This window comes from Tabrizicola sp., assembly GCF_031377265.1.
Classification (GTDB): domain Bacteria; phylum Pseudomonadota; class Alphaproteobacteria; order Rhodobacterales; family Rhodobacteraceae; genus JAUYQR01.
On record NZ_JANMET010000159.1, the window covers coordinates 23265 to 33947 of the forward strand.

Annotated in this window: 9 protein-coding genes and 1 pseudogene; 5 read left to right on the plus strand and 5 right to left on the minus strand. The window is 63.3% G+C overall.

All coding sequences use genetic code 11. The features are described from left to right. Positions 1-67 precede the first annotated feature (67 nt). The 5 genes from RMO18_RS08955 to argE are packed head-to-tail and all read right to left on the minus strand — an operon-like array spanning position 68 to position 5457. On the minus strand, positions 68-427 hold the full coding sequence (locus tag RMO18_RS08955; RefSeq protein WP_309665350.1) for a DUF1304 domain-containing protein: 360 nt from the start codon (positions 425-427) through the stop codon (positions 68-70). Beyond that, complete coding sequence (locus tag RMO18_RS08960; protein WP_309665352.1) at positions 424-1590, minus strand: M20 aminoacylase family protein; 1167 nt, start codon at positions 1588-1590, stop codon at positions 424-426. Before RMO18_RS08960 ends, RMO18_RS08955 begins: the two co-directional genes overlap by 4 nt. Positions 1591-1643: 53 nt before the next feature. Further along, positions 1644-2906: an Hsp70 family protein gene (locus tag RMO18_RS08965; protein WP_309665354.1), complete on the minus strand. Its 1263-nt coding sequence runs from the start codon at positions 2904-2906 to the stop codon at positions 1644-1646. A gap of 59 nt (positions 2907-2965) precedes the next feature. Continuing rightward, positions 2966-4303, minus strand: coding sequence for an FAD-binding oxidoreductase (locus tag RMO18_RS08970; protein WP_309665356.1), 1338 nt, complete (start codon positions 4301-4303; stop codon positions 2966-2968). Continuing rightward, on the minus strand, positions 4300-5457 hold the full coding sequence (argE, locus tag RMO18_RS08975) for an acetylornithine deacetylase (protein ID WP_309665357.1): 1158 nt from the start codon (positions 5455-5457) through the stop codon (positions 4300-4302). The genes RMO18_RS08970 and argE overlap by 4 nt, the downstream gene beginning before the upstream one ends. Before the next feature lie 249 nt (positions 5458-5706). On the opposite strand from argE, the gene RMO18_RS08980 reads away from it, so the two are divergent. The 5 genes and pseudogenes from RMO18_RS08980 to RMO18_RS09000 all read left to right on the plus strand — a co-directional run. After that, on the plus strand, positions 5707-6735 hold the full coding sequence (locus RMO18_RS08980) for an ABC transporter ATP-binding protein (RefSeq protein WP_309665358.1): 1029 nt from the start codon (positions 5707-5709) through the stop codon (positions 6733-6735). After that, the gene (locus RMO18_RS08985; protein WP_309665359.1) at positions 6728-7783 is read left to right on the plus strand and encodes an oligopeptide/dipeptide ABC transporter ATP-binding protein; all 1056 of its coding nucleotides are present in this window, start codon (positions 6728-6730) and stop codon (positions 7781-7783) included. Before RMO18_RS08980 ends, RMO18_RS08985 begins: the two co-directional genes overlap by 8 nt. Beyond that, positions 7780-9483, plus strand: coding sequence for a peptide ABC transporter substrate-binding protein (locus tag RMO18_RS08990; protein WP_309665362.1), 1704 nt, complete (start codon positions 7780-7782; stop codon positions 9481-9483). The genes RMO18_RS08985 and RMO18_RS08990 overlap by 4 nt, the downstream gene beginning before the upstream one ends. Before the next feature lie 83 nt (positions 9484-9566). Then, positions 9567-10574, plus strand: coding sequence for an ABC transporter permease (locus tag RMO18_RS08995; RefSeq protein WP_309665363.1), 1008 nt, complete (start codon positions 9567-9569; stop codon positions 10572-10574). Beyond that, positions 10567-10683: pseudogene (locus RMO18_RS09000) on the plus strand (ABC transporter permease); the annotation flags it as partial. The gene RMO18_RS08995 and the pseudogene RMO18_RS09000, both read left to right, overlap by 8 nt.

Here is a 10683-nt window from a genome sequence, read left to right on the forward strand (position 1 = left end):
AGTTCTCCCGAGGAATTTTCCCCAAGGCTAGCACGTCCAACTAAATCGCATAGCTCTATGTTTAGCCTCACACCCCGCCAAGCGTCGCCGCCAGTGCCAGCGCCGCGGGAACCGCCTGAACAAAAAGAATCAGCCGCGACGCAGTGGCCGCGCCGTAGACCCCGGCCACCAGCACGCAAGCCAGAAAGAACAGCGCCACCCCCTGCCCCGCGCCCGGCAGCCCGAGCAGCAAGGCCCATATCAAACCGGCGGCAAGAAACCCGTTGTACAGCCCCTGATTGGCCGCCAGCACCCGCGACGCCTTGGCAAACTCCGGCGTCGTGCCAAAGGCTTTGCGGGCACGCGGCGTCTCCCACAGGAACATTTCCAGCACCAGGATGTAGACGTGCAGGGCCGCGATCAGACCGATAAGAACCGCGCCGATCATGGCGAAGGCATCCGCGCCTCGGCCATCCCGGCATACCAGCTCGACCCGAAGGGAATCGCATTGTCATCAAAATTATAGGCCGGGTGATGCACCATTGCCGTGTCCCCGTTGCCAAGAAAGATATAGGCACCGGGGCGTTCATTCAGCATGAAACTGAAATCCTCGGCCCCCATCAGCGGCGGGGTGTCGGTGTCGACCACGCCCGAAACGGCCCGGGCCACGTCGGCGGCAAAGACTGTATTCTCGGCCGCATTCACCGTGACCGGATAGCCGCGCGCATGATGCACCTCGGCCCGCGCGCCCAAGGCAAGGGCAGTGCCCTCGGCAATCTGGGCCACACGCGTTTCCACGTAGTCCTGCACCTTTGCGTCCATCGTGCGCACGGTGCCCTTCATCTTCACCACCTGCGGGATCACGTTATGCGCCGTACTGTCGGTGGCCACTGTGCAGACGCTGACCACCACCTGCTTCAACGGGTCGACGTTGCGGCTGGCAATCGTTTGCAGCGCCACGATGATATGCGCCGCGACCACTGTCGTATCCACGCAATCATGCGGCTTGGCGGCATGGCCACCCTTGCCCGTCACCACGATCTCGAACTGGTCCGCCGCCGCCATCAGCGCCCCTGGCCGGATCGCGAAATGCCCAACCGGGATGCCGGGCATGTTGTGCATGCCGTAGACTTCCTGAATGCCGAAACGGGTGATCAGCCCGTCAGCCACCATCTCGCGCCCGCCGCCACCGCCCTCTTCGGCGGGCTGAAAGATCACTATGGTGGTGCCATCGAAGTTCCGCGTTTCGGCCAGATACTTTGCCGCACCCAAAAGCATCGCCGTATGCCCATCATGCCCGCAGGCATGCATCTTGCCCGGTGTGCGCGAAGCATAAGGCACTCCCGTCGCCTCAAGGATCGGTAGCGCGTCCATATCCGCGCGCAAGCCGACAACGCGGCCCGCCGTATCGGTCTTGCCCTTGATCACACCGACCACGCCGGTGCGTCCGAGGCCCTCAACCACTTCGTCACATCCGAAAGATCTTAGCAATTCCGAGACCTTGCCAGCCGTTCTTTGCACGTCGAACAACAGTTCGGGGTGTTCGTGAAAATCACGCCTCCAGGCGGTGATCTCGGGCAGAAGTTCGGCAAAGCGGTTCTTGGGCGGCATGGCGGGTCTCCTTCAGCGCAAAGCGTGATCCGATTTCCACCTCTCCGCAACCCCTAGCCAAAGCGTCGCCGCGCCTCCAGTGCCAGGCCGGTGCCGACCGATCCCAGCATGTCGCCGCTGGCCATCACCACGCCAGGCAGCACCGATTGCACCGTCGCGCGCAGGATCGGCAACTGGCTGGATCCGCCGGTCAGAAACACGGTGCCGATCCGGTCTGGCGCAAGGCCCGCCTCAGACAACACCCGCTCCAGCAACGCCCGGATGCGGGCAATCGGGGCCTCCACCGCCGCCTCGAACCCCGCGCGGCGCAGCATCGGGTTCGGCCCGCCGGTCAGGTCCGCCATCGGCAGGCGGGCGACCTCGGCATCCGACAAGGCGATCTTCGCCGCCTCCACCCGCATCGCCAGCGCATGGCCATGGCGCCCCGCGACCACCCGGATCATCCGGTCGATAAGCGTGGGTTGATCCGCCACCAGCCGCAGCGCCTTGAGGTCGCTGGCGGTGCGAGCGCTGTAAAGTGCGTTGATCCGGTGCCAGGTGGAAAGGTCATGGTAGTAATGGCGCGGCATCGTCCCGCCGCCCCGTGTGGGTGCCAGATAGCCAAGATGAGGCAGCGCCTCGGACAGGCTCAGCAGGCGGTCAAAATCAGTGCCGCCCGCCCGGATACCGTCATTGGCCAGAATGTCCCTGCCACGGTCGGGCAAGACCGCCCTGCCCGGCCCCACCCGCACCACCGACACATCTGACGTGCCTCCACCAATGTCGACGATCAGCACCAGTTCTTCGCGCGCCGCCGTCTGCTCGTAATGGAGCGCTGCCGCGATCGGCTCATACTGGAACCCCACCTCGCGCCAGCCGCAATCGCGGGCGATCTCGGCCAGCACCGCTTCGGCTGCGGCATCCGCCGCCGGGTCATCATCGACAAAATGCACCGGGCGGCCAAACACCACCCGGTCCAACCCCGGTGCGGCGGCCAGTTGTGCGGCGCGCAGATGCCCGATGAACCGCGCCAGCACCTCACGGAACGACACCGCCCTGCCGCCCACTGCCGTCTTGTCATGGATCAACCCAGATCCCAGCGTGGATTTCAGCCCCCGCATCAGGCGGCCGTCCTCCCCCTCCAGATAGGCCGCCGTCGCCGCGCGCCCGAACAAGGCCGGCGCACCCTCGGTCTGCCAGAACACCGCAGATGGCAGCGTGACCGATCCGTCCTCCAACGGCAGTAGCCGCGCACCCGAGGCATCTGCCAGACCCACGGTCGAGTTCGAAGTGCCAAAGTCGATACCACAAGCCGGGTTGATCATCGGGTCGGTCATCTTGCGCTCCGCGAAAAGGGCGGCACGGTTAGACCGCATCCGCCGCGATGTAAAGCGCGCTAAAGTGCCGTTCCCATCACCAGCTTGGACCCATCGCTGAACCGCGACAGCCGGAACCGGCTCAGGTCATGGCCGGGATGGTTGCCCACCACCAGATCGGCCACCACCCGCCCGATACCGGGGCCAATGCCAAAGCCGTGCCCGCTCATCCCCGTGGCGATTGTCAGACCGGGAACCCCAGCCTGATCCACCACGGGCACGATGTCGGGCATCGTGTCGATCATGCCTGCCCATGCGGCGCGCAGTTTCGGCACGCCGAGTGCCGGAAAAGCCGCGCCAAAAGCCGCCTGCACCCGGCGCAGCCTTGCATGGTCCGGCGCAGGGTTCAGCACGCGCATCCGCTCGAACGGGGTCACCTCATCGGCAGACCATTGGCGCGGCGTGCTCCAGGCATCGGGAAAGCCGTTGGGGGCCATGCCGCGAAACCGGGTTGATCGATAATCCTTCTTCAGCACCGGCAGATAGCTGCGCAAGCTTGCGCAGGCATCGCGCCCGACGAAAAAGTCATGCCCTGATCCCGGCGCGATCGTATAGCCACCGTCGGCCCGGCGCCGAAAGGCAAAGTCGTTGTCGGCCGCAGCACCGGGAAAAACCTCGGCCATCGGATCGGTCGCGGCCACGGTGCTCAAAACCGACAGTTGTGGAATGCGCACCCCGTGCTTGCCCAGAAACAACCGCGACCACGCGCCCCCAGCAACCACCACCTGATCGCAGGCGATCCGCCCCTGTTCCGTGACAACCCCCGCGACGCGCCCGCCCATGATATCCAGTGCCCGCACCGCGCAAGCCTCGACAATCGTTGCCCCGCGCGCCGCCGCGCCTGCCGCCAGCATCGGCACCGCCACCGACGGCTCGGCCCGCGCATCAGACGCGGTGTATAGCGCGCCCTGCCAGCCCGCCGCGGTGCCCAACATACCGGCAACCTCGGCCCGGCTCCGCATCCGGCTGTCCAGATCATGCGTTTTCGCATGCGGCAGCCACTCCTCGAAGCCCTTGGTATCCTTTTCAGAATTCGCCAGATACAGAACCCCGGTCTGCGCAAAGCCCAAGCCTGCGCCAAGCTCCTGCGCCAGTGATTTCCAGATCCGCAGGCTTTCCATCATGATCGGCAACTCGCCCGGATCGCGGCCTTGCTGGCGGATCCAGCCCCAGTTGCGACTGGATTGTTCACCCGCGATCCGGCCCTTTTCGCAGACCACCACCCGCAATCCGCGTTCTGCCAGAAACCACGCCGTCATCACCCCGATGACCCCGCCACCAACCACCACCACATCGCACGCTGCGGGCTGTGGGCCGGGAAAGCGGACCGGACTGGCCTCCGAGAATGGAAAGATCACGCCAGATGCTCCAAAAGCCGTTCCATGAAAGCGTGACCGGCCTCGAACTCGCTCAGCTCCAGATACTCATCCGGCTGGTGCGCCTGACCGATGTCACCCGGCCCGCAGACGACGGCGGAATAGCCTGCGTCCTGAAAATGTCCCGCCTCGGTACCATAGCTGACCACACCCGTGGCATTGTCACCGGTCAGTCGCCGCACCAGCGCCTCCGCCGCGCCCGATGCTTCGGGCCGCAAGGGTGGCACACCGAAAAACCGCTCCAGATGCACCCCGGCCTCCGGCCGGCGCGCCTTCAGGCTGGCATCCAACCGCATTGCCTCGGCCTCGATCTGTGCGGCCCAGCCCTCAAGATTATCATCCGGCAGCACCCGCGTATCGATGGCAAAGCGGCAATCGGCGGCGGTGATGTTATGCGCCGTCCCGCCCGAAATCATACCCACATGCAGCGTGGTGAAGGGCGGGTCGAACATCGCGGCCACTGCAGAAGGTCGCACCGCCTGAATTGCCGCGTTCTGGTCATTCACCCACTGGATCAGCCGCGCGCCTTCCATGATCGCACTGACGCCGTAGGGCAGCAGCGAGGAATGCACCTCAAACCCCTTCACATGCACATGAAACCCGGTGCCGCCCTTGTGCCCGGTGATCAGCTGCATCCGCGACGGCTCGCCCACGATGACCGCTTCCCCTTTTGGCAGCACGCCCTGCATCGCGGCAATCAGCGGCGGCGCGCCGGTGCAGCCGATCTCCTCGTCATAAGACAGCGCCAGCTGCACTGGCCGCGACACGCCACGCCGCTGCGCCTCGACCAGCGCCCAGACCGACAGTGCCACGAACCCTTTCATGTCGCAGGTGCCGCGCCCATAAAGCCGCCCGTCGCGCTCCGTCACCGTCCAGGGGTCGGACGTCCAGACCTGCCCGTCCACCGGCACCACATCGGAATGACCGGACAGAACCACCGCACCACGCTCCCAAGGCCCCACATGCGCAAACAGCGCAGCCTTGGTCCGGTCTTCGTTCCAATGCCGGTGCGCCGGGATTCCGTGCCCCGCAAGATAGCCCTCCAGCCAGTCGATCAACTCAAGGTTGGATAGGTTGCTTACCGTCGCAAAGCCGACCAGCCGTTCCAGAACCTGACGTGGCGTCAGCGTCTCCATACCCTCTTCATCCCTTCATCAAGATTTAGCGGTCAAACTCTGCGCCGGCCTTCACCAAGTCAATATCTGGCAGAATGATCGGTCAATCAGTCACATCGCCGATGATCCTTTGTAGAAAGACACGTCGAAACGGGATTGATAGCTTATGAAAAATGGGGAACAGTTGGTGCCTGAAGTTCAGCTACCGGCAGTTTTCAGTCTAAAAGATAAAGAATAACAATAACTAAGAAACGACACGGGGAGTGTTGAATGCCCGATCGGGCCGTGCCCGTCCTTGATGTCAAGGGCCTCAAGACCGTATTCCGCACCCGCGGTGGCGAGATTCACGCCGTCAACGATGTCAGCTTTCACCTGATGAAGGGTGAACTTCTGGGGGTTGTCGGCGAAAGCGGTTCTGGCAAGTCGGTCACCATGATGTCGCTGATCGGTTTGCTACCGTCCCCCCCCGCCGACGTGCGTGGTGGGACGGTCATGTTGAATGATCAGGACCTGCTGAAAATCGACGCCGAGGAATTGCGCAAGGTTCGCGGGGCCAAGGTCGGCTTTGTATTTCAAGATCCGATGACGTCGCTGAACCCCGTGTTCACGCTGGGCAACCAGATTATGGAACCGCTGATCGAACACCTGAAGATGACCAAGGCGCAGGCCCAGGATCGCGCAGTAGAATTGCTGGAACTGGTCGGCATCCCGGATGCCAGATCGCGCCTGTCAGCCTATCCGCATCAGTTTTCCGGCGGCATGCGGCAGCGGGTGATGATTGCAATTGCGCTGGCCTGCAACCCGGATGTGCTTATCGCCGACGAACCAACCACCGCGCTTGACGTGACAATTCAGGCGCAGATCCTCGAACTGGTGCACGAACTTCGCCAAAAGCTGGGCATGGCGATCATCTGGATCACCCATGATCTGGGCGTGATTGCGGGCATCGCTGATCGGGTCTTGGTGATGTATGGCGGCCAGGTCGTCGAACAGGCCCCGGTGCGAGAGCTGTTCGCAAACCCGCAGCACCCCTACACCCGCGCCCTGTTGAAGACGATCCCCGCCATCTCCGGCGTGCGCGAATCCCGGCTGAAGGTGATCGAGGGTCAGCCGCCGATCCTGACAGCGGCGGCCACCGCCTGTCCGTTCCGCGCCCGCTGCGACTATCGCCACGATGCCTGTGACCGCGCCAACCCCGCCCGCCGCGGCGTTGATGGCTTGCCGGTCGGTCACGGCCATGATGTCGCCTGCCACTGGACTGCCCCAGCCGCCCGCGCGCCAGAGGTGACCCATGCTTGACGCGCCTCCGCAAAAGCTGGTCGAGGTCACCGACCTCAAGATGCATTTCCCAATCTATTCCGGTCTGTTCCGTCGCCGCACCGGCGATGTGAAGGCGGTGGATGGCGTCAGTTTTGACATCTTTCAGGGCGAAACGCTGGGCTTGGTCGGCGAATCCGGTTGCGGCAAGTCAACCGTCGGCCGGGCGCTGCTGCGGCTTTATGAAATCACCGCGGGCAAGGTCGTGATCGATGGCGATGACGTGGCCACCCTCGCACCCGAAGATCTGCGCAAGAAGCGCCCGACCATGCAGATGGTGTTTCAGGACCCGCAAGCCAGCCTGAACCCACGGATGACCCTGGCGCGCATCATCGGCGAACCGCTGGACGAACACACCGACTGGACGCATGACCGAAAGCTTGAACGGGTCTATGAACTGATGGACGCCGTCGGCCTGAACCGCCGCTTCGCCAACCGCTTTCCGCATGAATTCTCAGGCGGCCAGCGCCAGCGCATCGGCATTGCCCGGGCCTTGGCGCTGAACCCCAAGTTCATCGTCTGTGACGAACCGATCGCGGCGCTGGATGTGTCGATCCAGGCGCAGGTCGTTAATCTTCTGGAAGACCTGCAGGAAAAGTTCGGCCTGACCTACCTGTTTATCAGCCATGACCTTTCCATGGTGCGCCACATCGCTGACCGGGTGGCCGTGATGTATCTTGGGCGCATCGCCGAGCTTAGCCCGCGCGACGCGCTTTATGCCAAACCTCTGCACCCTTATGCCGAAGCCCTGCTGTCGGCGGTCAACGAACCCGATCCGGTACGGGCGGCAAAACGCAAGCGCATCATCCTGAAGGGCGACGTGCCCTCCCCGGCCAATCCGCCGCCGGGATGCAGCTTTTCCACCCGCTGCCCGCGTGTGTTTGCGCGGTGCCGTGTCGACACACCGATCCTCCAGGAGGCGGAACCGCAGCGCTTTGTGGCCTGCCACCTGTTTGATAAAACCAATGCCGCCGGATCAACCGGCGCATCCGGGGCAAAAGAGCGTAACCAACAAGGAGTATCCCAATGAAACTGAAAACCGCCCTTCTGGGCGCAGTCGCCTCTCTTGCAATGGCGTCCACCGCCTTTGCCGAGCGCGGTGCCGACGGCGAGGTCAAGCTGACCTTCCCGCAGGCCGTGTCGATCATGAACCCCTACCTTTCGGGCGGCACCAAGGACATCATCGCATCGCAATTCGTGGTGGAGCCACTTGCCGGCCTCACTCCCGAAGGCGAGATCATCCCCAAGCTGGCCGCCGAAATCCCAACCGTTGAAAATGGCGGCGTCTCTGCCGACATGACCTCGATCACCTGGAAGCTGAGCCCGGGCCTCCTGTGGTCCGACGGGACCCCGGTCACCGCCGCCGACGCCGTGTTCACCTATGAATACTGCACCCACCCCGAGGGCGGCTGCGCGCAGGCGACCAAGTACGAAGGTGTGGCCTCCGTCGAAGCGGTCGATGACGCCACCATCAAGGTGACCTTCGACGGCCCGAAACCGAACCCCTATACCGTCTTCGTCGGCGCCCAGTCGCCGATCCTGCAGAAGGCACAGTTCGGCGCCTGCCTCGGCGCCGCCGCACCGACCTGCACCGATGCCAACAACATGCCGATCGGCACCGGTCCGTTCATGGTCACCGGCTTTACCGTGAACGACACCGTCAGCATGGCGGCGAACCCGAACTTCCGCGATCCGGCCAAGCCTGCTTTTGCCACGGCCACGATCAAGGGCGGCGGCGATGCCGAAGGCTCAGCTCGTGCAGTGATGGAAACCGGCGAATTCGACTATGCCTGGAACACCCAGATCCCGCCCGACAGCCAAGCCGCGATGACCGCCGCTGGCAAGGGCCAGTTCGTGGTGGCATTCGGCACGTTGGTCGAACGTCTGGAAATGAACATGACCGACCCCTCGCCTGACCTGCCCGAGGGTGAGCGTTCGACCCTCAAGCACCCGCACCCCATCCTGTCGGACATCAAGGTGCGCACGGCCCTGTCCAAGGCGATTGACCGCTCGATCCTGGTCGAAGTCGGCTATGGTGCCGGTGGGCAGCCAACCTGCAATATCATCCCGGCACCCGAAGCCTGGGCGTCTGACAATCCCGCCTGCCTTGCGCAGGACATGGCCGGCGCTATGGCTCTGCTGGATGAGGCAGGCTGGACCGACACCGACGGCGACGGCATCCGCGACAAGGACGGCAAGAAACTGTCGATCCTCTATCAGACCACCGTCAACCCGATCCGCCAGGATTTCCAGGCGCTGATCAAGGATTGGTGGACGGAACTGGGCGTCGAGGTGGAACTGAAGGCGATCGATCCCGGCGTGTTCTTCGGCGGCGATGCGGGATCCCCGGATACCTTCCAGAAGTTCTATGCCGATGTCGAGATGTATGCCAACAACTCCGACAACCCTGATCCGGAAACCTATCTGGGCCAGTACCAGTGCAAGAACGTGGCAAGCCCGGAAAACCAGTGGCAGGGTGAAGGCATCAACCGCTTCTGCGACCCGGTCTATGACGAATTGCATGCCAAGCTGAGCGTCACCACGGATATTGCCGAACGTCAGGCAATCGCCAAGGAGCTGAACGACATGGTCACCAAGAATTCCATGATCGTGGTTCCGCTGGTGCATCGTGGCACGCTGTCGGCACATTCCAACATGCTGGGTGGCGTCGACATCAACGCCTGGGATGCTGAATTGTGGAACGTCGCGGACTGGTTCCGCGTCAAGTGATCCAAGATTTGGCGGGGCCGGTTCGCTGGCCCCGCCGCCTTGATCTCGCCCTCCCCCGCTTTTGACCCGAGGCGTCCCCGTCGATGCTGACATTTACCCTTCGCAGACTTTTGCTGGCCATTCCGACCCTGCTGGTGATCAGCCTGGTGATCTTCTTGCTGGTCGATCTCGCGCCCGGCTCGCCGATGTCCGAAATTCCCCTGACCGTGCCCCCCGACGTGCGCCAGCGCATGATCGAGGCGCTTGGCGCCGATCAGCCGGTGTTCTTTCGCTATCTGTTGTGGCTGAGACAGTTCTTCTGGGTCGAGCCGATGACCCTGTTTGACGGCTGGTTCGGCACCACCTGGGTCGAGGGCGAACAGCGCATCTTGTCGTGGCAATCGCGCAGCCCGGTCTTCACCATCATCGGCCAGCGCATCCCGCAGACCCTGACGGTGATCGGAACGGCCTATCTGGTCGGCATCCTGATCGCCCTGCCCATCGGCATCTATTCCGCCTACCGGCAGTATTCGTGGTTCGACCAGGCCGGCACCATGTTCGCGATGATCGGCTTTTCGGTGCCGACGTTCTTTTCCGGCACGCTGTTCATCATCATCTTTGCGGTCTGGCTTGGCTGGTTTCCGACCAAATATGACACGAATCTTTCGGTCACCGACTGGGCGAGCTTCAAAAAACAACTGTCGCAGATGGCGATGCCGGTCATGGTGCTGGGCCTCGCAAATGCCGCCGCAATCAGCCGGTATATGCGCTCGTCCATGCTGGAAAACATGGGGCAGGACTATGTGCGCACCGCCCGCGCCAAGGGCATGACGGAACGCACGGTGATCCTGAAGCATGTGCTGCGCAACTCGCTGATCCCGGTCGTCACGGTGATCGCCCTCGGCCTGCCCACGATCTTCGGCGGGGCGATCATCACCGAACAGGTGTTCAAGGTGAACGGCATCGGCGCCGCCCTGATCGGGGCTATCCACGCCAACGACCTGCCGATGGTGCAGACGGTGACCTTCATCACCGCCGTCCTGATCGTCCTATTCAACCTGATCGCCGACATCCTCTACGGCATCCTGGACCCGAGGATCCGTTATGACTGACACCGCCACCTCTGCCGCCGACACGCCGCGCAGCCTTTACCGCGATATCTGGGATCAGTTTCGCACCCACAAGGGGGCGATGGCCGGGCTGATCGTGCTGATCCTGCTG